We start from the raw sequence: 25944 nt of genomic DNA on the forward strand, positions 1-25944 counted from the left end.
GCCCGCCATGGCCCTGCGCTTCGCCCTGACCCCCGGTGAACCCGCCGGTATCGGTCCCGACCTCTGCCTGCTGCTGGCGCGCGTCGCCCAGCCCCACGCCCTGATCGCCATCGCCAGCTGCGACCTGCTGGCCGCCCGCGCGGTGGAGCTGGGGCTCGCCATCGACCTCATCGCGATAGACCCCACGGCCTGGCCCGACCGCCCGGCGCCGGCCGGTGCCCTCTATGTCTGGGATACCCCGCTGGGCGCGCCGGTGGTGACCGGGCAGCTGGATACCGCCAATGCCGCCTACGTCCTGGAAACCCTGACCCGCGCCGGCCAGGGCTGCCTCGACGGCACCTTCGCCGGGATGATCACCGCGCCGGTGCACAAGGGCGTGATCAATGACGGCGGCGTGGCCTTTTCCGGCCATACCGAATTCCTCGCCGAGCTGACCGACACCCCCCAGGTGGTGATGCTGCTGGCGACCGCCGGCCTGAGGGTGGCCCTGGTCACCACCCACCTGCCGCTGCGCGAGGTGGCCGATGCCATCGATCGCCAGACGCTACTCCAAGTCACCCGCATCCTGCACGACGACCTGCAACGCTATTTCGGCGTCGCCCAACCCCGCATCCTGGTCTGTGGCCTCAATCCCCATGCCGGCGAGGGCGGTCATCTGGGCCGCGAAGAGCTCGAGATCATCGAGCCGGCACTGGACAGCCTGCGCGCCGAGGGCCTCGACCTCGTCGGGCCGCTGCCTGCCGATACCCTCTTCACCCCCAAGCACCTCGATCACTGCGATGCGGTCCTGGCCATGTATCACGACCAGGGCCTGCCAGTGCTCAAGCACAAGGGTTTCGGCGCCGCGGTCAATGTGACCCTGGGCCTGCCGATCATTCGCACCTCGGTCGATCACGGTACCGCCCTGGACCTGGCCGGCAGCGGTCACATCGACACCGGCAGTCTGAAGGTGGCTCTCGACACCGCCTACAGCATGGCGGCCCATCGCCGCTCGGTGACTTAAGAGGCTATTCATAACCTCGCGAGCTAGAGACATACAAGGCCTGGGCGGCCCCGCAAAAAGCCCTGAGGAAGCGGATCGGGCTCGCGGGCGAGTTTACGAACGGTAAATGAGCATTTCCGACGGGGCCGCCTAGGTGGGGCTGGCCTTCCAGGGTCTTTTCAACGCAGTTTGGCCGACGCGTAGCAGGTTATGAACAGCCTCCGAGCGCCCCGGTGACGGTCAAGGGTCTGCTAAACTGGTGGGTCTTTGCCGTCTTGACATCGCAGGCCCGCTGCCTGCGCCGGAGCACCTGATGACCGAGCTCTACCAACACCGCGCCCGCAAGAGGTTCGGCCAGAACTTCCTGCACGACGCCGGGGTGATCCATCGCATCCTTCGCGCCATCCACGGGCGACCCGGCGAGCGACTGCTGGAGATCGGCCCGGGCCAGGGCGCCCTCACCGAAGGGCTGCTCGGCAGCGGCGCCCGGCTCGATGTCATCGAGCTGGACCAGGACCTGATTCCCCTGCTCAGACTCAAGTTCGGCCTCAATCCGCTGTTCACCCTGCACCAGGGTGACGCCATGAAATACGACCTCTCCAGCATCGCCGCGGGCGATCGACTGCGGGTGGTGGGCAACCTGCCCTACAACATCTCCACGCCGCTGATCTTCCACCTGCTCAGTTTCGCCGACATCATCGCCGACATGCACTTCATGCTGCAGAAGGAAGTGGTGGAACGTCTGGCCGCGGTGCCCGGCAATGGCGACTGGGGCCGGCTGTCGATCATGGTGCAGTATCACTGCCGCGTGGAGCACCTGTTCAACGTCGGTCCGGGCGCCTTCAATCCGCCACCCAAGGTGGATTCGGCCATCGTCCGCCTGGTGCCTCATACCGAGCGCCCCCACGTGGCCCGTGACCCGGTCCTGCTCGAACGCGTCGTCCGCGAGGCCTTCGGCCAGCGCCGCAAGACCCTCAGGAACACCCTCAAGGGCACCCTGGACAGCGCCGCCATCGAAGCCGCCGACGTCGATCCCGGGCTGCGCCCGGAGCAGCTGGACCTGGCCGCCTATGTGCGCCTGGCCAACCAGTTGGCGTCCAGCTGAAGCCTTTCCACCCGTATCCGCAGAGAATCCTTTCGTGACCGAGCCCGATCCGCGCTACCTCATCACCGTGCAGGTCACCACCCGCTACCTGCCCGAACAATCCAACGCCAGCCAGGAGCGCTACGCCTTCGCCTACGATGTGAGCATCCGCAATGACGGCCAGCTGCCGGCGCAACTGCTCAGCCGCCACTGGATCATCACCGACGGCAATGGCGAGGTGCAGGAAGTGCGTGGGCCGGGCGTGGTGGGCGAGCAGCCGCTGATCGCCCCGGGCGCGACCCACAGCTATTCCAGCGGCACCCTGATGCCGACCCAGGTCGGCAGTATGAGGGGCAGCTACCAGATGGTCGCCAGCGATGGCCACCTCTTCGACGCCGCCATCCCCACCTTCCGCCTGGCCGTACCGGGCTCGCTACACTAGGACTGCCGATGACGCTGTACGCCGTTGGTGACCTGCAAGGTTGCCTCGACCCGCTCAAATGCCTCCTCGACGAGGTCCGCTTCGATCCCGCGCAGGACCGCCTCTGGCTGGTAGGTGATCTGGTCAACCGCGGACCTCAGTCGTTGGAAACCCTGAGATACCTGTACGCGATACGCGATTCGGTGGTCAGCGTCCTGGGCAACCACGACCTGCACCTGCTGGCGGTGGCCCTTGGCGGCGCCAGGCTGAAAAAGCAGGACACCCTGAGCGACATCCTCGCCGCTCCCGATCGCGACGAACTGCTGAGCTGGCTGCGCCACCTGCCGCTGATCCAGCACGATGCCGAACGCAACTGCGTGCTGGTCCACGCCGGCCTGCCACCGCAATGGACGCTGACCCAGGCCAAGAGCCTGGCCGGCGAAGTGGAGGCCGTGCTGCGCGATGACCAGGCCCATGTGCCCTTTCTCGAGCAGATGTATGGCAATGAGCCGGCGCTCTGGCAAGATGATCTCCAGGGCCAGGAGCGCCTGCGCCTGATCACCAACTACCTGACGCGCATGAGATTCTGCAGTCCGGAAGGTCGGCTGGAATTCAAGAGCAAGGAAGGCCTGGACAGTGCGCCGGCCGGCTTCGCCCCCTGGTTCAGCCACGAGCATCGGCTGACCCGCGACGTGCGCATCCTGTTCGGCCACTGGGCCGCGCTCAAGGGTCGCTGCGCAGCGCCCAATGTCGAGGCCCTCGACAGCGGCTGCGTCTGGGGCGGCGACATGACCCTGCTCGACGTCGACGGCAACCGCCGTCATCTCTGCAGTTGCAAGGAGAAGAAATGAGCGAATTCACCTGTATCTCCCCCGAACGGGCCCTGGAACTGCGCAGTGAGGGCGCCCGGATCGTCGACATCCGCGATCCGCACAGCTATGCCACCCTGCACGTCGCCGGCGCCCAGCGGATCGACAACCAGAACATCCATGACTTCATCGCCGCCGCCGATCTCGACGCGCCGCTACTGGTGTTCTGCTACCACGGCCATTCCAGCCAAAGCGCGGCGGCCTTTCTCGCCGGCCAGGGCTTCAGCCAGGTCTACAGCGTCGACGGCGGCTTCGAAAACTGGCGCACCCTCTATCCCGAGCAGACCGAAAGCGGCGCGGGCGTTTAACACAGCGGCTTGACGCTGTGGTTACAAGAATAAACCGAATTGGCTCTTCCACATCTCGCAGATAGGACTATTCTGGAATCAGGCCCTCCGGAAACGGCGGGCTCGATAACCGGCTTTGGACCATCGGTGTAACCACTGGAGATTCGGGGGAATTCCAGGGGGACCGTTTCCATCGGTCTCCTTCGTGCGTCTCTCGAAACCCAACCCTTCTCTGCAAGCGTGTAAGGATCGATTAGGCAAGACGACCGCGAAGGTATTAGAGACGTTATCTTTCGTCGCCCGGCATGACCGCTCCCCATCGGCAGCAAGGCAAGGCTCCAGGCATCGATTCCAAGCTGGTCCAGGGTATCCAGCGAGGAGACGTCATGAGCATTTTCAGTCACTTCCAGGGGCGTTTTGAAGCGACTCGCCAGGAAGAGTATTCCCTTCAGGAATACCTTGAGATCTGCAAGAAGGATCGTACCGCCTTTGCCAGTGCCGCCGAGCGCATGCTCATGGCCATCGGCGAACCCGAACTGGTGGACACCACCAGCGACTCACGCCTGTCCCGCATCTTTTCCAACAAGGTCATCCGCCGCTATCCGGCCTTTGCCGACTTCCACGGCATGGAAGACTGCATCGAGCAGATCGTGTCCTACTTCCGCCATGCGGCGCAGGGCCTGGAAGAGAAGAAGCAGATCCTCTATCTGCTCGGCCCGGTAGGTGGCGGCAAATCCTCCCTCGCGGAGAAACTCAAGCACCTGATCGAGAAGGTCCCTTTCTACGCCATCAAGGGCTCGCCGGTGTTCGAATCGCCGCTGGGGCTGTTCAATCCCGACGAAGATGGTCAGATTCTCGAAGAGGACTACGGCATCCCTCGCCATTACCTGCGCAGCATCATGTCGCCCTGGGCGGCCAAGCGCCTGCAGGAATTCGGTGGCGACATCAGCAAGTTCAAGGTGGTCAAGCTCTACCCGTCCATCCTCAACCAGATCGCCATCGCCAAGACCGAACCGGGCGACGAGAACAACCAGGACATCTCCGCCCTGGTGGGCAAGGTGGACATCCGCAAGCTGGAGGAATACCCGCAGAACGATGCGGACGCCTACAGCTATTCCGGCGCCCTGTGCCGCGCCAACCAGGGCCTGATGGAATTCGTGGAGATGTTCAAGGCCCCGATCAAGGTCCTGCACCCCTTGCTGACCGCGACCCAGGAAGGCAACTACAACAGCACCGAAGGCCTCGGCGCCCTGCCCTACAGCGGCATCATCCTGGCCCACTCCAACGAATCCGAGTGGCACACCTTCCGCAACAACAAGAACAACGAGGCCTTCATCGACCGGATCTACATCGTCAAGGTGCCCTACTGCCTGCGTGTCTCCGACGAGATCCACATCTACGACAAGCTCTTGGTCAACAGCTCCCTGGCCAACGCCCATTGCGCGCCGGACACCCTGAAGATGCTGGCCCAGTTCTCGGTGCTCTCTCGCCTCAAGGAACCGGAAAACTCCAACATCTACTCGAAGATGCGTGTCTACGACGGCGAAAACCTCAAGGACACCGATCCCAAGGCCAAGTCGATCCAGGAGTACCGCGACAGCGCTGGCGTCGACGAGGGCATGAACGGCCTGTCCACCCGCTTCGCCTTCAAGATCCTCTCGCGGGTGTTCAACTTCGACGCCAACGAGATCGCGGCCAACCCGGTGCACCTGCTCTATGTGCTGGAGCAGCAGATCGAAGCCGAGCAGTTCCCGGCCGAGACCCGCGAGCGCTACATGAGATTCATCAAGGAATACCTGGCGCCACGCTATGTGGAGTTCATCGGCAAGGAGATCCAGACCGCCTACCTCGAGTCCTACAGCGAATACGGCCAGAACATCTTCGACCGCTATGTGCTCTACGCCGACTTCTGGATCCAGGATCAGGAATACCGCGATCCGGAAACCGGCGAGATCCTCAATCGCGCCTCTCTCAACGAGGAACTGGAGAAGATCGAGAAGCCGGCCGGCATCAGCAATCCGAAGGATTTCCGCAACGAGATCGTCAACTTCGTGTTGCGCGCCCGTGCCAACAATAACGGCAAGAATCCGAGCTGGCTGTCCTACGAGAAGCTGCGCGCGGTGATCGAGAAGAAGATGTTCTCCAACACCGAGGAGCTCCTGCCGGTCATCAGCTTCAATGCCAAGGCCAGCAAGGAAGATCAGCAGAAGCACAGTGATTTCGTGACCCGCATGGTGGAGCGCGGGTACACCGAGAAGCAGGTGCGGCTGCTGTCCGAGTGGTATTCACGGGTACGCAAGTCGCAGTAAGGCAGCCTGAGGCTGAACCCGCGACGACGCGCCTGCCGCGTCGTCGTGGCGTCCTGCAATAGCCCGGAGGGCCTGTATGAGTTATGTCATCGACCGGCGTCTAAACGGCAAGAACAAGAGCACGGTGAACCGCACGCGTTTCCTGCGGCGCTATCGTGAGCACATCAAGAAGGCGGTCGAGGAAGCCGTGAGTCGGCGCTCCATCACCGACATGGAGCACGGCGAGCAGATCAGCATTCCTGCCCGTGACATCGACGAGCCCGCGCTGTACCAAGGCAAGGGCGGGCGCCAGACCATCGTCCACCCGGGCAACAAGGAATTCGTCAGCGGCGAACGCATCCCGCGGCCCCAGGGTGGCGGTGGTGGTCAGGGCCAGGGCAAGGCCAGCAACAGCGGCGAAGGCATGGACGAATTCGCCTTCCAGATCACCCAGGACGAATTCCTCGACTTCATGTTCGAAGACCTGGAGCTGCCCAACCTGGTCAAGAAGCAACTGACCGGCACCGATACCTTCAAGACGGTACGCGCCGGCATCAGCAACGAGGGCAATCCGGCCCGCATCAACATCATCCGCACCCTGCGCGCCTCCCATGCCCGGCGCATCGCCCTCTCCGGCGGCAGCCGCAACAAGCTGCGCGAAGCCAGGGCCGAACTGGCGCGGCTGCGGGTGGAAGAGCCCGACAACCTGGGCGACATCCAGGTGCTGGAGGCCGAGATCGAGCGGCTGCGCGCGCGCATCGACAAGGTGCCCTTCCTCGACACCTTCGACCTCAAGTACAACCTGCTGTCCAAGCAGCCCAGCCCCAGCTCCAAGGCGGTGATGTTCTGCCTGATGGACGTCTCCGGCTCCATGACCCAGGCCACCAAGGACATCGCCAAGCGCTTCTACATCCTGCTCTACCTGTTTCTCAAGCGGAACTACGAGCGCATCGAGGTGGTGTTCATCCGCCACCACACCAGTGCCAAGGAAGTGGATGAGGAGGAATTCTTCTACTCCCGGGAAACCGGCGGCACCATCGTCTCCAGCGCTCTCAAGCTGATGCAGGAGGTCATGGCCGAGCGCTATCCGGTCAACGAGTGGAATCTCTATGCCGCCCAGGCCTCCGACGGCGACAACTGGAACGACGACTCGCCCATCTGCCGGGAGATCCTGACCAAGCAGATCCTGCCATTCATGCAGTACTACACCTATGTGGAGATCACCCCGCGCGAGCACCAGGCGTTGTGGTACGAATACGAGAACGTCCGCGGCGCCTTCCCGGATTCCTTCTCGCAGCAGCAGATCGTCTCGGCGGGGGATATCTATCCCGTGTTCCGCGAACTGTTCCAGCGGAGACTCGTGTCATGAAACGTGAGCCCATCTCCACCGGCTCGGAATGGACCTTCGAGCTGATCCAGACCTACGACCGGGAGATCGCCCGGATCGCCAAGCGCTATGCGCTGGATACCTATCCCAACCAGATCGAGGTGATCACCGCCGAGCAGATGATGGATGCCTATGCCTCCGTCGGCATGCCCATCGGCTACAACCACTGGTCCTATGGCAAGCACTTCCTGCACACCGAGAAGCACTACAGCCGCGGCCAGATGGGCCTGGCCTACGAGATCGTGATCAACTCCGATCCCTGCATCGCCTACCTCATGGAAGAGAACACCATGACCATGCAGGCGCTGGTGATCGCCCACGCCTGCTATGGCCACAACAGCTTCTTCAAGGGCAACTACCTGTTCCGCACCTGGACCGATGCCAGCTCCATCATCGACTACCTGGTGTTCGCCAAGCAGTACATCACCCAGTGCGAGGAACGCCATGGCATCGATGCCGTGGAAGAACTGCTGGATTCCTGCCATGCGCTGATGAACTACGGGGTGGATCGTTACAAGCGGCCCTACCCCATTTCCGCCGCCGAGGAACGCCAGCGGCAGAAGGAGCGCGAAGAGCAGTTGCAGCGGCAGGTCAACGACCTCTGGCGGACCATTCCCAAGATGGCCGGCAAGGAGGCCCATGACGAAGGGGCACGCTTCCCCAGCGAACCCCAGGAAAACATCCTATATTTCGTGGAAAAGCACGCGCCGTTGCTGGAGCCCTGGCAGCGCGAAGTGATCCGCATCGTGCGCAAGATCGCCCAGTACTTCTATCCCCAGCGCCAGACCCAGGTGATGAACGAGGGCTGGGCCACCTTCTGGCACTACACCCTGCTCAACGATCTCTACGACGAGGGCCTGGTCACCGAAGGCTTCATGTTCGAATTCCTGCAATCCCACGCCGGGGTGATCTACCAGCCGGGCTTCGACAGCCCCTATTACAGCGGCATCAACCCCTACACCCTGGGCTTCGCCATGTTCCGCGACATCCGCCGCATCTGCGAGGATCCCACGGAAGAAGACCGCCGCTGGTTCCCCGACATCGCCGGCAGCGACTGGCTGGCCACCGTCACCTTCGCCATGAAGAGCTTCAAGGACGAAAGCTTCATCCTGCAGTATCTCTCGCCCAAGGTGATCCGCGACCTCAAGCTGTTCAGCATCCTCGATGACGACCAGCGCGACGAACTGGAAGTGGCGGCCATCCACGACGACGGCGGTTATCGCCTGATCCGTGAGCAACTCGCCGCTCAATACAATCTGGGCAATCGAGAGCCCAATGTGCAGATCTGGAACGTGGACCGGCGTGGCGATCGCTCCCTTACCCTTCGCCACTTCCAGCATGACCGCAAGCCGCTGGGCAACTCCACGGACGAGGTGCTCAAGCACCTGCACCGGCTCTGGGGCTTCGACATTCGACTGGAAAGCGTGAGGGGCGAAGACGTCACCCACAGCTTCCAGGTTCCGCCCCGCCATGAGAGCCGCGATCACGACCGCCGCCTGGATCTGGCGTCGCCGATCTGAGCCGAGTCGCTCTTTCGGGCTATCCTAGACCTCCGCAAGGAGGTCTTTTTCTATGCAAATCTACAAGGTGGGCGGTGCCGTACGGGATCGCCTGCTCGGCCGACCGGTCACCGAAGTCGACTGGGTCGTGGTGGGCGCCACCGCCGAAGCCCTCGCCGCCCAGGGCTATCGCCCGGTGGGCGCCGATTTCCCGGTGTTTCTGCATCCCCAGACCGGTGAGGAATACGCCCTGGCCCGTACCGAACGCAAGAGCGGGCGCGGCTACGGTGGCTTCACCTTCCACGCCGCGCCCGACGTCACCTTGGAACAGGATCTGATCCGTCGCGACCTGACCGTCAACGCCATGGCCGAAGACGACGACGGCCAGGTCATCGACCCCTACGGCGGCCGCGCCGATCTCCAGGCGCGCCTGTTGCGCCACGTCTCGCCCGCCTTCGCCGAAGATCCGTTGCGCGTGCTGCGCGTCGCCCGCTTCGCCGCCCGCTATTGCAGCCTGGGTTTCCAGGTGGCGCCCGAGACGCTGCTGCTGATGCAGGAGATGGTCGCCAGTGGCGAGCTGGACGCCCTGACCGCCGAACGACTTTGGAAGGAAATCTCCCGTGCGCTGCTTGAAGAGCGGCCCGATGTCTTCATTCGGGTGCTGCACGACTGCGGCGCCCTGGCGGCGCTCCTGCCGGAGGTGGCTGCCGGGTTCGCCGGTGAGCAACCCGAACCCGGCGCCCGGGTCTATGCCACCCTGCGCCAGAGCGCCGAGGTCCAGGCGTCGCTGAACGTGCGCTGGGCCTGCCTGCTGCTGGACGTACCGGAAGAGCGACATGCTGCCATCAACGCCCGCCTCAAGGTCCCGCGCGAACCCGCCGAACTGGCCTTGTTGCTGGCGCGCCATTGGCCCACGGCCCTGCAGGCGCGACAGCTGACACCGGAGGCCTGGTTCGAGCTGCTGCAGGGTTTCGACGTCTTGCGGCGTCCGGCGCGCTTCGAGGAGTTCCTCCAGGCCTGCACCTGTGCGGCGGCGGTAAGGACCGACGACGGCGAACCACCGTTGACCCTGCTGCGCCAGGCAGCCGAGGTGTTGCGCGGGGTCGAGGTCCAGCCCTTGGTCGCCCAGGGCTTCAAGGGCGCCGCCCTGGGCGAGGCCCTCAAGCAGGCCCGCCTCGACGCCCTGGCCCAGCTCTCGTAGGTTGGCGCTGAGCACAGCGAAGCCCAACCCCCCTACCCCGTAGCTCCGTTGGGCTTCGACGATGGTGCCGTCTCAACCCAACCTACGGCAGGAAGAGGAAGGCCAAGCGCAAGCCGGGGCCCCGTAGGTTGGCGCTGAGCGCAGCGAAGCCTAACAACTCTCCCCCGGAGCCCCGTTGGGCTTCGACGATGGCGCCGTCTCAACCCAACCTACGGCAGGGAGAGAAAGACCAAGCGCAAGCCGGTTTTCCGTAGGTTGGCGCTGAGCGCAGCGAAGCCCAACGACCACTGCGTTACGCCAGCTTGGCGCCAAGCAACGCTGCCGGCGTCAACGCCATACCCTTCCAGCTAAAGGATACCGGCCGCAGCACCTGGGTGGTCTGGTCGCGCATCTCCTGCCACAGCTCGTCAAAACTCCGACCGTTGTCCGGATGCCGCCGCTCACCGGCCAGCAAGGCCAGCGGCCAGAGCACGAAGGCGTTGCGCAGGATCTCGGCGCGCGGCAGGGTCAGGCCATCGAACTCGCCGCTCAGGTCGCCATACAGCAGGATGTCGATGTCCAGCGGCAGGCCTTGGCGATCCGGCGCATAGCGACCACTGCGGGTTTCGATGGCCTTGAGTCTCTGACTCAGGGTCGCGGGATCGAGCTCGGTGTCACCCGCCACCACCAGATTGAAGAAAGGCGCGCTGCGGATACCCACCGCCTCGCTTTCGAACACCGGTGAACACTGCAGGTCGGTCAGCAGCGTCGCGAGTTCGTCCAGGGCCATGCCCAGATGCTGCTCGCGCTGGATGTTGCTGCCCAGCCCCAGATAGACCCGGGTCACGCCTGCCCCCGCTCGATCTCCACGCCCACACCACGGGCGGTCGGCACCGCACCGGGCTTGGTGATGCGCAGGCGCAGCCAGGGCAACTTGAATTCCGCCTGAAGCAAGGCGGCCAGGCGCTCGGCGAAGGTCTCGACCAGCTCGAAGGCGGTCTCGTGGGCAAAGGCGGTGATGCGCTCGGCCACCGCCGCATAGTTCAGGGTGTGTTCGAGTTCGTCGTTCGCGGCCGCCGCGCGGATATCCCAGCCCATGGTGAGATCGATGCGCAGGCACTGGCGGATGTCACGCTCCCAGTCGTACACCCCTATCACGGTGTCGACCTCGAGCCCCTCGATGAAAACCTTGTCCACTGCCTTTGCCTCGCACCTTTGTCGTGCTCTGTGTGATCGTCACCGCCGGCCTATCGTCGGGCGGCGGGCTGTCGGTAGAATCGAGCCTTCTCCTGGCGCGGAACCCTACCATGTTCTGGCTGCTGCTCCTGCTGGCCTACCTGTTGGGCTCGCTGTCCTTCGCCGTGCTGCTCAGTCGCCTGTTCGGCACCCGCGATCCGCGTCACGACGGCTCCGGCAATCCCGGCGCCAGCAACATGCTGCGCCTGGCCGGACGCAAGCTGGCGCTGCTGACCCTCGCCGGCGACCTGAGCAAGAGTCTGATTCCCGTGCTCATCGCCCACCAACTGGGCCTTGCGCCCCTGCAACAGGCCTGGATCGGGCTGGCCGCCGTGGTCGGCCATCTCTATCCGCTGTATTTCCACTTCCGCGGTGGCAAGGGCGTCGCCACGGCGGCCGGTCTGCTGCTGGGGCTCTATCCGCCTGCAGCCTTGCTGGGCCTGGTGCTCTGGGCCGCGGTGTTCGCCCGCCTGAGGATCGCCTCCATGGCGTCCCTGGTCGCGGTGCTCGGCATCCTGCCGCTGTTCGCCTGGCAGCGCCCGGACCTGCTGGCACCGATGCTGCTGCTCGCCCTGCTCATCCTGATACGCCACAGACACAACCTGCGCGCGCTGCGCCAGGGGACCGAGCGTCATTTTTGATCCTGGCGCCGCACGGGGATTACCCGGCGACGCCCTCCGCCCGTCTCAGAGCGCCGCCAGCTGCTCCATGGGCCAGCGCGCCTTGACGGCAATGGCCGGGCCTTCCTGCTGGCCGGCCAGCAGCCGCTGGCAACCGGCATAGGCGATCATGGCGCCGTTGTCAGTGCAGAAGCGCGGCCGGGCATAGAAGACCTGGCCGCCCAGTTCGCCGAGCATCTGCTCCAGGTTCTCGCGCAAGGCGCGGTTGGCGCTGACACCACCGGCAATCACCAGCGACTTGAGCCCGGCCTGCTTCAGCGCGCGCTTGCACTTGATCGCCAGGGTCTCGACCACCGCCGTCTGGAAGGCCAGGGCGATGTCGCAACGGGTCTGCTCACTGTCGTCACCGGCGGCCTTGCAGCGCTGCCAGGTGGTGAGGGTAAAGGTCTTGAGACCGCTGAAGCTGAATTCCAGACCGGGCCGATCGGTCATGGGCCGCGGAAAGACGAAGCGTCCCGCCACCCCACGCTCGGCCAGGCGGGCGATCTCCGGCCCACCGGGATAGCTCAGGCCCAGCAGCTTGGCGGTCTTGTCGAAGGCCTCGCCGGCGGCATCGTCCAGGGATTCGCCCAGCACCGTATAGCGGCCGATGCCATCGACCTGTACCAGCTGGGTGTGGCCACCGGAGACCAGCAGGGCGACGAAGGGAAACTGCGGCGGCTGCTCTTCGAGCATGGGCGCCAGCAGATGCCCTTCCATATGATGGACACCCAGGGCGGGTACGCCCCAGGCCAACGCCAGCGCCTGGGCACAGGCGGCGCCCACCAGCAGGGCACCGACCAGGCCGGGGCCGGCGGTATAGGCGATGGCGTCCACGTCTTCGGGACGGCTGCCCGCCTCCTCCAGCACTTCGCGGATCAGCGGTAGCATGCGCTTGACGTGATCGCGCGAGGCCAGCTCCGGCACCACGCCACCGTAGACGCGGTGCAGATCGATCTGGCTGAACAGCGCATCGGCCAGCAGGCCGCGCTCGCTGTCGTAGAGGGCGACGCCGGTTTCATCGCAGGACGTTTCCAGTCCCAGAACACGCATGGAGATAAGCCTTCGAGGGTATAAGATGTCAGGCTGCGCATGATAAGCGCCGCTTCCAGCACCGGCCAGCGCTTTTCGTCCGCCGGGGCTTGGCAGCGGGGCAGTTGAAGCGTTACTATCCGCAACCCTGTGCGACACGACATGGTTCGTGTTGTGCTTGGTCGGCAGCTGTGCCATCAGACCTGAATTCCCGATGCCGGGGGTTCGAACCTGTAGAACAGCACAAGTATCTGATTTTGGTTAGTTATGACACTCAGCCCATCATCGCATTGCGAGGTTTGGCTTTGGTCTAACCCAACCGATAGGAAATGGCGGAATTCCGCTTCTCCTACCTTCCGAATAGTCCCTAGGGCGATACCTACGCCCTTCAGGGCACAAGTATCCTCTAGATCCGTTCGCGCATGGAATCTGTCCACTGTCGTGAGATATTGGGGGTACTTGTTCCAAAGCACAGAGCGACAGCTCTGCTTGTCATTGTCCAACCATCTCCAAAAAGGGGTGGCAGCGGACTCGTTGTGCGACCAACGGTAGCCTACGTAGACATGCGTCACTGGCAACGGTGGGGTGTGAAGCTCTACTGACAATGTAGCCCCATTTGGCGTCACATCATCGCGAGGTGGTGGGGCGGATACTCGGAGCAGAACCGGGTTGAGGCGCTAGGCTGGCTGGTATGGGCAACATATGTGAACTGCTGATAAACGTCGTGAGGATAACCGTGCCAAAGCTGCTGATAGGCATGAACCAAACGGTATGAGATCGGTTACTCCTGTAGGGTTTGGGGGTACGTCGTCAATGTGATCTCCGGCGGAAAGGCAGGTCCTAACCCAGTCGTGTGACAGGCAGGGAACGTGGTAAGCCCGTATCGCTGCCCTCTGGGCAGGGAAGCCGCAAGGCAACCTGTTGGCGGTGCGGGTATGGGATAGCGGAGAAAGCGAACGTCAGGCTGTAATCGTCTGAATAGGGGTTGAAACATCACCCCACGGGAAACCGGGCAGACTTCCGCACTGGTCTTGCGTCGCATGACCTCTCGCTAACCTTTGTCTCTACGATTCACCAGGACCAAGTTGTATTTGGTCCGCAATCAATCTCCTGATGGGATGTATTCCTCCCGTCAGGGGGGACGTGCGTCTCTTCAGGGGTGAACCCACTGGAGAGGAAAGAAGCATGAAAGAGCTCGGTCTTGTAGACGTGTCTGCGCTTTCCAGCACTCCGCACAAATGGCACGACGTCGATTGGCGTCGGACCATGCGGAATGTTCGAAGGATGCAGATGCGAATTGCGAAGGCTTGTCGGGAAGGCAAATGGCGCAGAGCAAAGGCCCTGCAAAGGATGCTGACCCGCTCTAAGTCAGCCAGATTCTTGGCTGTACGGCGAGTTACTGAAAACCAAGGTAAGCGCACGGCGGGAGTCGACCGCGAGCTTTGGGATACACCTGACACCAAATGGAAAGCAGTAGGTAGGTTGAAGAGCCACGGGTATCGCCCACGCCCCCTCAAAAGGGTGTACATACCTAAAGCCAATGGAAAGGAACGCCCCCTGGGAATTCCGACCATGCTGGATCGGGCAATGCAAGCGCTATATCTGCTTGCCCTAGCCCCCATCGCGGAAACCACCGCAGACCCGAATAGCTACGGCTTCAGGGTTGAACGGTCTACGGCGGACGCAATGGGACAGCTGTTTGTCTCACTATCCAAAAAGGCCTCGGCCCGATGGGTGTTCGAGGCAGATATCCAGGGATGCTTCGACCATATCAACCACGACTGGCTGATCCGCAAGGTCCCCATGGACCGAGCGATACTCCAAAAATGGTTGAAGGCTGGCGTCATAGACAAAGGCCATCTATCGGCAACGGAAGCCGGCACGCCTCAGGGGGGAATCATCTCTCCCACCTTGGCAAATATGACACTGGACGGACTTGAGATCGGGCTTAGGCAACACATTAAAAAGCTCAAGATCAAGTCGCCAAAGGTCAATGTGGTGCGGTATGCGGATGACTTCGTCATTACCGGAAACTCTAAGGAGCTTCTGGAAGGTGTCGTCAGACCTTGGGTGGAAGCGTTCCTCGCCCCGCGCGGGTTACGACTGTCACCGGAGAAAACGCACGTTGTGCACATCGACCGAGGCTTTGACTTCCTAGGGTGGAATTTCCGCAAATACAAAGGGAAGCTCCTCATCAAACCGAGCAGGAAAAACGCGCAAGCGTTCTACAGCAAGGTGCGGGAAGCCGTCAGTAGACATAAGACGGTGACACAGGCGGACCTCATCCACCTGCTGAATCCGATGCTGCGGGGCTGGGCGATGTACCACCGCCCCGTGGTAGCTAAGGAGGCGTTCAGCCGCATGGATCATCGGATCTACAATGCGGTATGGCGTTGGGCTAAACGGCGACACCCCAACAAGCCATTGGATTGGGTCGGGAGGCGGTACTACCTGGCTCGGGAAGAAGGCAAGAAAAGGTTCGCCACCGTAGTGCTAGGAGAGGACGGTAAAAAGCGGGAGGTCGCCCTGTACTCACTAGAGAGCATGGCGATTGAGCGGCACATAAAGGTGACAGCGGAGTACAACCCGTTCGATCCGGCCTGGGAAGCTGAAGGCGAAATCTTGCGGCAACGACGGATGCTTTTGAAGCTGAAGTACCGGACGCAGGTGACGTCGCTCTACAGCAGCCAGAAGGGCTTGTGTCAGCTGTGCAAGAATCCGATAACCCAAGAAACCGGATGGCATGACCATCACATCATTTTTCGGTCAAACGGAGGTGGTGACAGCTTGGAAAATCGCGTACTATTGCACCCCACTTGCCACCAGCAGCTTCATGCACGCGGTTTGACAGTAGACAAACCGGCTCACGCATGAGCTTTGTACAAGGCTTGAGCCGTCAGCGTTGAAAGACGCACGTACGGTTCTTAGGGGGGAGTCAGTCAGCGATGGCTGGCTCCCACCCACCTAAAAACCGACGCTTCCCGTGCCCTTTTGCCGCTAGCGTTGGATTAAACCTCGGTAAATTTGAAGGTACGACCTGGATGCCCAACGTCAAAGTCAAAGAAAACGAACCCTTCGACGTAGCGCTGCGTCGTTTCAAGCGTTCCTGCGAGAAGGCCGGTGTACTGGCCGAAGTTCGTAGCCGCGAGTTCTACGAAAAGCCCACCGCCGAGCGCAAGCGTAAAGCTGCCGCCGCGGTCAAGCGCCACGCCAAGAAAGTACAGCGCGAGCAGCGCCGTCGCGAGCGTCTGTACTAAGTTACAGCGCTCCCCTGGCGTCATCAAACAACCCGACCTCTGGTCGGGTTGTCTGTTTCTGGCCTTCCCGTTTCACCCTGGCGTCCGCTGGCGCTAGACTCTCCTTCTGGCCATTTGGCCTGCCCCACCCTCCGCTCTTCGCCCTTCTATCCAGACGCTGACCATGGCCGGACTCATCCCGCAAGGCTTCATCGACGACCTGCTCAATCGCACCGACATCGTCGAGGTGGTGGGCGCGCGGGTGAAGCTCAAGAAGGCCGGCAAGAACTGGATGGCCTGCTGCCCCTTCCACAACGAGAAGACCCCCTCCTTCAGCGTCAGCCCCGACAAGCAGTTCTACTACTGCTTCGGCTGCGGCGCCGGCGGCAATGCCCTGGGCTTCATCATGGACCACGACAACCTCGAATTTCCCGAGGCGGTCGAGGAACTGGCCAAGAAGGCCGGCGTGGACGTGCCGCGCGAAGAGAGTGGCGGTCGGCGCAAGCCGCGGCAGCCCACCGACTCGCCGCTCTATCCGCTGCTGGCCGCGGCCGCCGAATTCTATCGCCTGGCGCTGCGCAATCATCCCAAGCGCCAGGCGGCGGTGGACTACCTGAAGAAGCGCGGCCTCACCGGCGAGATCGCCCGCGACTTCGGCCTGGGCTTCGCCCCGCCGGGCTGGGACAACCTGGGCAAGCACCTGGGCGGCGACGACCTGCAGCAGAAGGCCATGCTCGACGCCGGCCTGCTGGTGGAGAACGCCGAGAGCGGCAAACGCTACGATCGTTTTCGCGACCGTGTGATCTTCCCCATCCGCGACAGCCGTGGCCGGGTCATCGCCTTTGGCGGTCGGGTGCTGGGTGACGACAAGCCCAAGTACCTCAACTCGCCGGAGACCCCGGTGTTCCACAAGGGCCAGGAACTCTACGGGCTGTTCGAGGCGCGCAAGCACAACCGCGACTTGGACGAGATCCTGGTCGTGGAAGGTTACATGGACGTCATCGCCCTGGCCCAGCAAGGCATCCGCAATGCCGTGGCCACCCTGGGCACAGCCACCAGCGAAGAGCACATCAAGCGGCTGTTCCGCATCGTGCCGAGCATCCTGTTCTGCTTCGACGGCGACCAGGCCGGCCGCAGCGCCGCCTGGCGCGCCCTGGAATCGGCGCTACCGGTGCTCAAGGATGGCTTCCGGGTGCGCTTCCTGTTCCTGCCCGAAGGCGAAGACCCGGATACCCTGGTGCGTGCCGAGGGCGCGGATGCCTTCCAGGCGCGCTTCGTCCAGCAGGCCCAGCCGCTGGCCGAATACTTCTTCCAGCAACTGATGATCGAGGCGGATCCGGCCACCCTGGAAGGCAAGGCGCACCTGGCCACCCTGGCGGCGCCGCTGATCGAGAAGATTCCCGGCAACAACCTGCGCCTGCTGATGCGCCAGCGCCTGAGCGAACTCACCGGCCTCGGCAACGACGCCCTGAGCCAGCTGGCGCCCGCCGCCCCAGCGCAGGATGCCCCGCCCATGGACTATGGCGACTACGCCTACGCCCATGCCGAGGAAGCCCCGGTGCAGCAGCAGTGGACGCCCCGCCGTGAAGGCAAGGGCGGGCGTGACGGCAAGGGCTGGAAAAAGGATTTCAACGGCAAGGGCGGCGGCGAACGCATCCCGCGCCAGCCACCGGTCAAGGTGGAAACGCCAGTGCTGGCCGCGCTACGCAGCCTGCTGCACCACCCCACCCTCGCCCAGGCGGTGCAGGACGCCCGCGACCTGGCCGAGGAAAGCGATCAGTACGCCCAGTTGCTGGTCGCCCTGGTCGAGGCGCTGCAGAAGAAGCCGGGGCAGAGCACCCTGGCACTCATCGCCCGCTGGCACGGCACCGAACAGGGACGCCTGTTGCGCGCCCTGGCGGAAAAAGAATGGCTGATTGCCGGCGACAACCTTGAACAACAGTTTTTCGACACCATAACGAGGTTAGCCGCCAGCCAGCGTGATCGCTCGCTGGAGCAACTCCTACGCAAGGCGCGACAGAGCGAACTGAGCTCCGAAGACAAGGACCGCCTACGCGAACTCCTCAGCCGTCCGGCGGGGTCCGTGACCTAACTGGCACGACCACCGTCTAACCGGCTATAATGTTCAGCTATTTTTGCCCGCCTAAGCCTTCAGTGGAAGGGTACCTATGTCCGGAAAAGCGCAACAGCAATCCCGTCTGAAAGAATTGATCGCCCGCGGTCGTGAGCAGGGTTACCTGACTTACGCGGAGGTCAATGACCACCTACCGGAGGATATTTCAGATCCGGAACAGGTGGAAGACATCATCCGCATGATCAATGACATGGGGATCAACGTATTCGAGACCGCGCCGGACGCCGATGCCCTGCTGCTGGCCGAAACGGATACCGACGAAGCCGCCGCCGAAGAAGCCGCCGCCGCCCTGGCCGCGGTGGAGAGCGATGTCGGCCGCACCACCGACCCGGTGCGCATGTACATGCGTGAAATGGGTACCGTGGAACTGCTGACCCGCGAAGGCGAGATCGAGATCGCCAAGCGCATCGAGGAAGGCATCCGCGAAGTCATGGGCGCCATCGCCCAGTTCCCGGGCACCGTCGATTACATCCTCAGTGAATACACCCGCGTCACCACCGAAGGCGGTCGCCTGTCCGACGTCCTCGCCGGCTACATTGATCCCGACGACGGCACCCTGCCCAACGAGAGCAATGAGCTGCCCGTCCCGAACAAGGCCACCGATGCCAAGGCCGTGGACGACGAGAAGGACGAAGAGGAAGAAAGCGACGACGCCGACGAGGAAGAAGGCGACGGCGGTCCGGATCCAGAAGAGGCTCGCCTGCGTTTCGGTGCGGTCGCCGAGCAGCTGGAAAAGACCAAGAAGACACTGAAGAAGCACGGCCGCGATAACGATCACGCCGTGGAAGAATTCGTTGCCCTGGCCCTGCTGTTCTCACCGATCAAGCTGGTGCCCAAGCAGTACGAAGCCCTGGTGACCCGCGTACGCGAGTCCCTGGAGCGCGTGCGTGGCCTCGAGCGCGCCATCATGCAGCTGGCCGTGCGCGATGCGCGCATGCCGCGTGCCGACTTCCTGCGCCACTTCCCGGGCAACGAGACCAACACCGAATGGACCGCCGGCCTGCTCAAGGGCAAGCCCAAGTACGCCGAGGGTCTCGAGCGCTTCCAGGCCGACATCCAGGCCAAGCAGGCCCAGCTGGCTGAACTTGAGCGTGACTACGAGCTGAAAGTCTCGCAGATCAAGGACATCAACCGCGCCATGTCCATCGGCGAGGCCAAGGCTCGCCGCGCCAAGAAGGAAATGGTCGAGGCGAACCTGCGCCTGGTGATCTCCATCGCCAAGAAGTACACCAACCGCGGCCTGCAATTCCTCGACCTGATCCAGGAAGGCAACATCGGCCTGATGAAGGCGGTGGACAAGTTCGAATACCGCCGTGGCTACAAGTTCTCCACCTATGCCACCTGGTGGATTCGCCAGGCCATCACCCGCTCCATCGCCGACCAGGCGCGCACCATTCGGATTCCGGTGCACATGATCGAGACGATCAACAAGCTGAACCGGATCTCCCGCCAGATGCTGCAGGAGATGGGTCGCGAGCCGACCCCGGAAGAGCTGGGCGAGCGCATGGAGATGCCCGAGGACAAGATCCGCAAGGTGCTCAAGATCGCCAAGGAACCGATCTCCATGGAGACGCCCATCGGCGACGACGAGGATTCGCACCTGGGCGATTTCATCGAGGACAGCACCATGCAGTCCCCGATCGAAGTAGCCACCAGCGAAAGCCTCAAGGAAGCCACCCGCGACGTGCTCTCCGGCCTCACCGCTCGTGAAGCCAAGGTCCTGCGCATGCGCTTCGGCATCGACATGAACACCGACCACACCCTCGAGGAAGTGGGCAAGCAGTTCGACGTCACCCGCGAGCGTATCCGCCAGATCGAAGCCAAGGCACTGCGCAAGCTGCGCCACCCTTCCCGCAGCGAACACCTGCGCTCCTTCCTCGACGAGTAAGGCGCCCACGCTGCACCAGAAAACCGGAGCCCAGGCTCCGGTTTTTTTATGCCCGACAAGGGTTTGGCGATCCTCCCCCACCCCCGGTATACTCCACCGCGCTATAGGGCCTATAGCTCAGTTGGTTAGAGCAGAGGACTCATAATCCTTTGGTCCACGGTTCGAGTCCGTGTGGGCCCACCAGCTTTCAGGAGCCGCGCGTTGCGCGGCTTTTTTGTGCCTGGATTTTGGGCTTTATCCGAAAGCCGGTCGCTAATCCCTTCCGAACGGTCCCACCCCGCCCCCTGCCTGCACTAGTCTTACCCTTCGTGTTGTCATCTGCAGGACCTAGGAAATGGACTTCTCCCTTCTGGCGCCCTTCGCGCCGACGCTTTTCTGGCTGCTGCCACTCGCCTTCGTCATCGGCTTGCTCAAGTCACCCTGGGTGAAAGGGTATCTGGGTGAGCTACTGGTACGCCTTTTTGCCCATTGGCAGCTCGACAAACAAACCTATCGTCGTCTGCACAATGTCACCCTACCTACACCTGATGGCACCACCCAGATCGATCATGTCTTCCTGTCGCGCTACGGCATCTTCGTGGTGGAAACGAAGAACCTGAGCGGCTGGATCTTTGGCAACGAACGCCAGGCGCAGTGGACGCAGAAGCTCTACAGGCGCACCTTCAAATTTCAGAATCCGCTGCGGCAGAACTACAAGCACCTTAAGGCGCTGGAAGCGATCCTGGGCGTCAGCCCGGAGCATCTGCATTCGGTCATAACCTTCGTGGGCGGCAGCACCTTCAAAACCGAGGTGCCAGCCAATGTGACCCAGGGCATCGGCTTTATCCGCTACATCAAGTCATTCCAGCACGCGGTCTTCAAAGAGGCTGAAGTCGACGCCATGCTGCAAGCCCTGCAAAACGGCCGCCGCGTGCCGACGCTCGCCACCCACCGCGAGCATGTGCAGAACCTCAAACGCCGTAGTGACCCGACAGCCGAGCAGCAATGCCCGAAATGCGGTAGTGCGCTGCTGATTCGTACCGCGAAGTCAGGGGCGAAAGCGGGAAAGCAGTTCCGGGGATGCTCGACCTTTCCTAAGTGTCGGACGATGCAGAATCTTTGAGAGATAGGAGAATGAGACGATCAAAGAGTGTTCGGGAAGAAAATAAATCTGTCCCCTTTTTCCATGGCTCAGCCACGACCAAGGCACTGGATTACAGCCTGAAACGCTGGGTAGCGCTGGCGCGCTACCTGGATCATGGTGCTGTGCCCATCGACAACAATGCCGTTGAGAACCAGATCAGGCCGTGGGCTCTTAGGAGGTCGAACTGGCTGTTCGCTGGCTCGCTGCGCAGTGGTAAACAGACCGCAGCGATCATGAGCCTGATCCAGTCAGCGCGCATGGACGGGCATGATCCGTACGCCTACCTCAAGGATGTGCTGATGCGGTTGCCAACGCAAAAATCTAGTGAGATCGAGCAGCTATTGTCGCATCAGTGGATGCCGGGCTGACCTGCACAAGGTGTATTCCTCGTACGCTTAGGTTGCTCTTGCTGTTCAGCAGTGAGCTAGATCCCAGGATTTACGGGCTTCAAGTTCAGGTGAATTGGGTCGATACAGTCATAGGCTCGCTTGCAGGAGACGCTGGTCACACAAGCGCTCACGCAAGCGGAAACGGAACATCAACGCACTGTCGCAGTCGAACGGATGCATGCGACATACGCGTCGATTTCGCGATTGGCTTAACGTACCGTTCGTAAGGTCTGTGTAAAATAGCTTTCTGAGCGCAGGTTTCGGCTATAGAATGCCCGACCTTCGTTTTTGACGCTTGCACGAGCTTTTGCGTCAATGTGTATGCATTTGGCTACGGTTCGACGGTTGTGCGCTTGTGTTTGAGCATGCTAGTTTGAATCGGCGTGCATTTTCAGCGAGAGAATCCATGAGCTTACAGGCACTGATTGACCTTTCACGTGTTCGCGATCTTAACCGCGACAGCAACGACCGGCTTGAGCAAGCTCGCCAGCGTCAGCGTGAATACGACCACAAGATTGAGAAGCAGGTTGCCAACAAGGCAGTCGGCCACGCGCTGCTCGCGAAGACCTGCAGCCTTTGATTTACCTTTTTTGTAAGGAAAAGCAGCCTGATGGCTGCTTTTTTTATGCCAATGAATCCTTTCCTGATTTCCAGCTTCGAGAAGCAGACCCTGAGCAATCTGGTGACGCAATGCTTCGGCTCAGATTTTCCAGACATCCTTCAAAAGCCCCAGGTCGACTACATCTTCAACTACCTGAAGGACATGGGCGCCGTCTCTGTGCTGCTTGAGCGCAACTACGTCGACAAGGATTACCTGGAAGACTTCTCTCACTACTATGTGAAGCGATTTGGGAACGCTGGGCACCAGTGCGCGCGGATGCATTTTTTCACCAGACCGGTGGATCACAAGCGAATCGACACCATCCTTGAGGCTGGGGAAGGTTCAGAAGAGCTCGCCCTTGAACTCAACGCAAGCTACCTGGGTTTCATGGTGATCAAGCCACTGCCCAAGACGTTCATTGGCAAGACCTGCCTGAAGGCGATGTCCGATGTAGATGCGCCGACGGTTGTCGCTCCGATGGCCGAAACGGGCGCGGACAACACGGAGGTGGAAAGCGCAGCGGTTGAGTCTGAGCCAGAGGTTCATGAACCCGAAATCGCGATTGGTCAGACTGGGCAGGTCGGCAAACGTAAGTGTCGGTTGTCCCGTGAATACACGGTGGATCTGTTTGGCATCAAACTGAGTGTTTGGTCTATCGCTTTCCAGGAACAGGACAAGGTGGTATCGGCCTGTGCGTCGACGGCGATCTGGTCATCGCTACACTCGCTGAAATGGCGAGACGTCAAAGCCATCCACTCCTGCAGTGAGATCACACTCAATGCGATCAACCACATTGACGGCTCTTCCAACAGCTTCCCCAACAAGGAATTGACCAACAAGCAGATCTTGCGCTGCCTTGATGTCGAAGGCCTTCGCCATCACTCCGAGGATCTGAAAAAGCAAAAGCTGTCAGAAGAAGATTTCCTCGCCACCGTCACTGGGCACATCGACAGCCATCTACCTTTGCTCGTGATGGGCTCCGTCTCCAAGGTCACCGATCAGGAGACCCTGGAAGACTACGATGCCGGTCATGCGGTATGCATCCTGGGCTACAAGGTGGACAGCGACAGCGTCGTTTACGTGCACGATGACCGTTTAGGGCCTTATGCGCGTGCGAAACTGGTCAAGCTCAACCGGTATGATCGCGATGCAAGTGCCGATGACTGGGCGCTCGGCCTGCAACGGATGATCGAAGGTACCGATCAATGGATGGATCCTCACGAACTGATCGTTCCAGAATTTCTTGCAATGCCTACTGACACCAAGGCCAGGCTGCCATTTTTCTACGCCCATTACACTGGCAAGAAGATCTCGACAGCATTCGCAGACTTGGCCGGTCTTTTGTCCAGTTCTGAACCAGAGACTCCAGCGCGGGGGCAGGCAGAAAGCCCGGCAGTTGATGAGCTCACCTTCGCGGTGAAATTGCGTTCGATTTCCGAAATCCGGCAGGAAATCAGAAAGTATGCTGCCCCAGCCGAGTATGTCGATCCTTCCACGGGCAAGTCTGTTGCGGTTAGCGCGGACGCCCTGAATGCCTGGAAGCGAGCCAAAATCAAGTTCCTGACTTCCAGCTTCGCCCGCCTGCAGTGGGAAGTACAGTTTTTCTACGGCAAGGTAAAAGCGTTTCGCGTCTTGATCGACGCAAGCGATATCCCGCAGGGTAACGCTGTTTCGGCCATCTACGTCGATAACGTTGTTCTGAGCACGCCGCTTCTGGAGATATTCGCAGTACATGGCTCATACATTGCCGAGCGCGCAGCGCCCGTTCATTTTTATCAGTCATTCCTGTCGCGGTTGCGTGACCGTGAAGAGACGCTGGAAGATTACCTCGACGAAACCTACGGCCCGCTTCGAGCGCCGATCAAACTGAAGGAACAAGAGTTCCTGAACGGCCAGATTTCCACGAACCCTACTCGGCAGGTGATGCGCGATCCCCAGCGCAGGCCACTTATGGAGCTTCATGATCGGTTCGCTCAAGAAGAGGTGACCTATCTGATTTGGGCAATAGCCCATGATGGAGCACTGCTCATTGGCGAAGAAATCCCCCTGTTGATCGGTGATGAACTGAAACCGTGTGGCCATCCTTGCATCACTAAGTTCAGGCCAGCTCGCATTGCGGGCGAGCTGAAGAAAGTGGAGAGCGGCTGGCTCATCAACTCCAAGTCAGGGCGCTACAGCGGAGATTACGAAGACACGACCAGGCTAATGGGTAACTGTCTGGAAAAATTCAGGCTGTTCTTCCCTCAGGACACCTTCGACCTGGAAGAGTTAGCTCCGAGACCCTGACATTGTCCACGACTGCTTTGAATGCTGGGATCAGCATCAGCGGTTGCGGGAGTGTGAATTATCGAATCAAGAGCTTACAGAAGTTGGGCTCTAGAATGGGGCTCAGCTGGGCTCTGGGATGAAGCAGGTCAATCGGGATGCTCGAACGATCCATGTTCGACCTTCCTTGTGCGCAGCTACGCGGATGCTACGAGTATGTCCTGGGCGGTTAAATCATGCCAGTCCAGTGTAGCCCGCATAGCGTTTACTGACCTTTCCACCACTGCTCAAGCCAGGGATACAACAGGTAGTCGCCATCCTGAGCCATGAGCGCTCCGCTCCCGCCTGCAGGAGTTGCGACTCGCAGCCGGGTCTTCATCAGTCGAATACCCCCTGAATCTCGTCCAAGGTCGGCAAGGCGGCAGGGATTATTGCCAGCTCGCAATCCAAGGCTGCGAGTGCTCGTGCGTAGGCTGCCATACCGACACGGGAGTCTCCCCGCTCCACGGCGATGATCTTTTGCCGGGTAAGGCCTGCCAGCTCGGCGAGGCTCGCTTGCGTAAGGCCTCGATTGAGGCGTCGCTGGCGGAGTTGGCTGCCGAGACGTTGACTGATTAGCTCGCTATCCATGTTCTGCATACGTAACAAATTTGATGATTTGTAACGTATACGGAACCTGAAGCTGCCAGTAAAGCCAATTCTATCGTTGTGACAAGGCATGCCTTTTGAGTGCCTCGTGGCCGCTATCTGGCAATGCCTGAACGGCTAGACGTGCAGCAACGCCAACACCCCAACCCCCACCCCTCCTCCCGCTACCCCATACACCGCCGCCTGCAACCAGCGCCGCCGGGTCAGTAGGGTGATGGCGGCCAGGGAAATGGCGACCTGCATCAGCATGGTGGCCTGGGCCCAGCGGTGGTGGCGGTGAAGCTGGGTTTCGCTCAGGGCTTCGTTGGCGTCGACCTTGGCCTCCAGGGCTTCGGCCTTGATGCGGATCTCGGCTTTTTGCTGGGCATAGCGCTGGCTGTCCTGGGTGAAGCGCTGGGCGGTGTCGGGGTTGGTCGCGAGGGCAGCGCCCAGGTCGGCGAGATTTTGCTTTTCGCCCTTGGCCTGGTAGTAGCCCCACTGATTGGCGGCTTCGGTCTTGGCGATGGCTTCTTCGTTCTTGTAGTAGAGTGCCAGGCTCTCGGCGTTGCCGCCCTGATAGGCGCAGAGGGCGCCTAGCGTCGCCAGGATGGCGGTGGTGACGGCGATGCGGCCGGTGAGGCTGTCGCGGCGATGGGCGCCGTGGGCGGCGTGCTCCACCTCGTGGTCGTGAGGGCCGTGGACTTCGTATTCGCTGGACAAGGCTCAGCTCCGCTGCGGATTCCTGCGGCGAGGCTAG

At 61.6% G+C, this 25944-nt stretch carries 22 protein-coding genes, 1 tRNA gene and 1 pseudogene; 19 read left to right on the forward strand and 5 right to left on the reverse strand.

Annotated elements, in window-relative coordinates:
- Positions 1 to 7 precede the first annotated feature (7 nt).
- The 9 genes from pdxA (at position 8) to FEZ61_RS17425 (ending at position 10018) form a co-directional block, all read left to right on the forward strand.
- Positions 8 to 1003, forward strand: a complete 996-nt coding sequence (gene pdxA, locus FEZ61_RS17385) for a 4-hydroxythreonine-4-phosphate dehydrogenase PdxA (protein WP_173149708.1) — start codon at positions 8 to 10, stop codon at positions 1001 to 1003.
- A 292-nt stretch (positions 1004 to 1295) separates the two neighbouring features.
- On the forward strand, positions 1296 to 2087 hold the full coding sequence (rsmA, locus tag FEZ61_RS17390) for a 16S rRNA (adenine(1518)-N(6)/adenine(1519)-N(6))-dimethyltransferase RsmA (protein WP_017640354.1): 792 nt from the start codon (positions 1296 to 1298) through the stop codon (positions 2085 to 2087).
- A 34-nt stretch (positions 2088 to 2121) separates the two neighbouring features.
- Positions 2122 to 2508, forward strand: coding sequence for a Co2+/Mg2+ efflux protein ApaG (apaG, locus tag FEZ61_RS17395; protein ID WP_064306807.1), 387 nt, complete (start codon positions 2122 to 2124; stop codon positions 2506 to 2508).
- Between the two features lie 8 nt (positions 2509 to 2516).
- Entirely contained in the window at positions 2517 to 3338 is an 822-nt protein-coding gene (locus tag FEZ61_RS17400) for a symmetrical bis(5'-nucleosyl)-tetraphosphatase (protein ID WP_064306808.1), read from the forward strand.
- Positions 3335 to 3664: a thiosulfate sulfurtransferase GlpE gene (gene glpE, locus FEZ61_RS17405; protein ID WP_017640351.1), complete on the forward strand. Its 330-nt coding sequence runs from the start codon at positions 3335 to 3337 to the stop codon at positions 3662 to 3664. Before FEZ61_RS17400 ends, glpE begins: the two co-directional genes overlap by 4 nt.
- Before the next feature lie 365 nt (positions 3665 to 4029).
- Positions 4030 to 5952 carry a PrkA family serine protein kinase gene (locus FEZ61_RS17410; protein ID WP_064306876.1) on the forward strand — a complete coding sequence of 641 codons (1923 nt, stop codon included), beginning with the start codon at positions 4030 to 4032 and terminating at the stop codon, positions 5950 to 5952.
- Between the two features lie 76 nt (positions 5953 to 6028).
- A complete protein-coding gene (locus tag FEZ61_RS17415) occupies positions 6029 to 7300 on the forward strand; it encodes a YeaH/YhbH family protein (protein WP_093254956.1) in 1272 nt (423 codons plus the stop codon).
- The gene (locus FEZ61_RS17420) at positions 7297 to 8838 is read left to right on the forward strand and encodes a SpoVR family protein (protein ID WP_064306809.1); all 1542 of its coding nucleotides are present in this window, start codon (positions 7297 to 7299) and stop codon (positions 8836 to 8838) included. Before FEZ61_RS17415 ends, FEZ61_RS17420 begins: the two co-directional genes overlap by 4 nt.
- A 52-nt stretch (positions 8839 to 8890) precedes the next feature.
- Positions 8891 to 10018, forward strand: a complete 1128-nt coding sequence (locus tag FEZ61_RS17425) for a multifunctional CCA addition/repair protein (RefSeq protein WP_017639523.1) — start codon at positions 8891 to 8893, stop codon at positions 10016 to 10018.
- Positions 10019 to 10310: 292 nt separating this feature from the next.
- On the opposite strand, the gene folK is transcribed toward FEZ61_RS17425, so the two are convergent.
- Together folK and folB are read right to left on the reverse strand one after the other, a co-directional pair.
- Positions 10311 to 10844 (reverse strand): 2-amino-4-hydroxy-6-hydroxymethyldihydropteridine diphosphokinase, encoded by a 534-nt coding sequence (gene folK / locus FEZ61_RS17430; protein ID WP_173149710.1) that lies wholly within the window; start codon positions 10842 to 10844, stop codon positions 10311 to 10313.
- The gene (folB, locus tag FEZ61_RS17435; RefSeq protein WP_007159747.1) at positions 10841 to 11194 is read right to left on the reverse strand and encodes a dihydroneopterin aldolase; all 354 of its coding nucleotides are present in this window, start codon (positions 11192 to 11194) and stop codon (positions 10841 to 10843) included. Before folB ends, folK begins: the two co-directional genes overlap by 4 nt.
- Positions 11195 to 11304: 110 nt before the next feature.
- Between folB and plsY the strand changes: the two genes are divergently transcribed.
- Positions 11305 to 11874 (forward strand): glycerol-3-phosphate 1-O-acyltransferase PlsY, encoded by a 570-nt coding sequence (plsY, locus tag FEZ61_RS17440; protein ID WP_173149712.1) that lies wholly within the window; start codon positions 11305 to 11307, stop codon positions 11872 to 11874.
- Between the two features lie 45 nt (positions 11875 to 11919).
- Here the strand turns inward: plsY and tsaD are convergent, their stop codons facing one another.
- Complete coding sequence (gene tsaD / locus FEZ61_RS17445) at positions 11920 to 12945, reverse strand: tRNA (adenosine(37)-N6)-threonylcarbamoyltransferase complex transferase subunit TsaD (protein WP_173149714.1); 1026 nt, start codon at positions 12943 to 12945, stop codon at positions 11920 to 11922.
- Between the two features lie 1164 nt (positions 12946 to 14109).
- On the opposite strand from tsaD, the gene ltrA reads away from it, so the two are divergent.
- The 9 genes and pseudogenes from ltrA to FEZ61_RS17490 all read left to right on the forward strand — a co-directional run bounded on the left by ltrA (position 14110) and on the right by FEZ61_RS17490 (position 24581).
- Positions 14110 to 15798, forward strand: coding sequence for a group II intron reverse transcriptase/maturase (gene ltrA, locus FEZ61_RS17450; protein ID WP_064306812.1), 1689 nt, complete (start codon positions 14110 to 14112; stop codon positions 15796 to 15798).
- A gap of 167 nt (positions 15799 to 15965) precedes the next feature.
- Complete coding sequence (rpsU, locus tag FEZ61_RS17455) at positions 15966 to 16181, forward strand: 30S ribosomal protein S21 (protein WP_007159750.1); 216 nt, start codon at positions 15966 to 15968, stop codon at positions 16179 to 16181.
- Positions 16182 to 16344: 163 nt separating this feature from the next.
- Positions 16345 to 18252 carry a DNA primase gene (dnaG, locus tag FEZ61_RS17460; RefSeq protein WP_173149716.1) on the forward strand — a complete coding sequence of 636 codons (1908 nt, stop codon included), beginning with the start codon at positions 16345 to 16347 and terminating at the stop codon, positions 18250 to 18252.
- A gap of 76 nt (positions 18253 to 18328) precedes the next feature.
- Positions 18329 to 20182 carry an RNA polymerase sigma factor RpoD gene (gene rpoD, locus FEZ61_RS17465; protein WP_064306814.1) on the forward strand — a complete coding sequence of 618 codons (1854 nt, stop codon included), beginning with the start codon at positions 18329 to 18331 and terminating at the stop codon, positions 20180 to 20182.
- A gap of 106 nt (positions 20183 to 20288) precedes the next feature.
- A tRNA-Ile gene (locus tag FEZ61_RS17470) sits at positions 20289 to 20365 on the forward strand.
- Between the two features lie 151 nt (positions 20366 to 20516).
- Positions 20517 to 21284: an NERD domain-containing protein gene (locus tag FEZ61_RS17475; RefSeq protein ID WP_173149718.1), complete on the forward strand. Its 768-nt coding sequence runs from the start codon at positions 20517 to 20519 to the stop codon at positions 21282 to 21284.
- A pseudogene (locus FEZ61_RS17480) lies at positions 21272 to 21673 on the forward strand (transposase); the annotation flags it as partial. The gene FEZ61_RS17475 and the pseudogene FEZ61_RS17480, both read left to right, overlap by 13 nt.
- 427 nt (positions 21674 to 22100) lie before the next feature.
- Complete coding sequence (locus FEZ61_RS17485; RefSeq protein WP_173149720.1) at positions 22101 to 22274, forward strand: hypothetical protein; 174 nt, start codon at positions 22101 to 22103, stop codon at positions 22272 to 22274.
- Between the two features lie 30 nt (positions 22275 to 22304).
- Positions 22305 to 24581 carry a hypothetical protein gene (locus FEZ61_RS17490; RefSeq protein ID WP_173149722.1) on the forward strand — a complete coding sequence of 759 codons (2277 nt, stop codon included), beginning with the start codon at positions 22305 to 22307 and terminating at the stop codon, positions 24579 to 24581.
- A 357-nt stretch (positions 24582 to 24938) separates the two neighbouring features.
- On the opposite strand, the gene FEZ61_RS17495 is transcribed toward FEZ61_RS17490, so the two are convergent.
- Positions 24939 to 25190 (reverse strand): helix-turn-helix domain-containing protein, encoded by a 252-nt coding sequence (locus tag FEZ61_RS17495; RefSeq protein ID WP_026083668.1) that lies wholly within the window; start codon positions 25188 to 25190, stop codon positions 24939 to 24941.
- Positions 25191 to 25325: 135 nt separating this feature from the next.
- Positions 25326 to 25907: a DUF4337 domain-containing protein gene (locus tag FEZ61_RS17500; protein WP_173149724.1), complete on the reverse strand. Its 582-nt coding sequence runs from the start codon at positions 25905 to 25907 to the stop codon at positions 25326 to 25328.
- Between the last annotated feature and the right edge of the window lie 37 nt (positions 25908 to 25944).

It is taken from the genome of Pseudomonas sp. MS15a(2019), assembly GCF_013277805.1.
Classification (GTDB): Bacteria; Pseudomonadota; Gammaproteobacteria; order Pseudomonadales; family Pseudomonadaceae; genus Chryseomonas; species Chryseomonas benzopyrenica.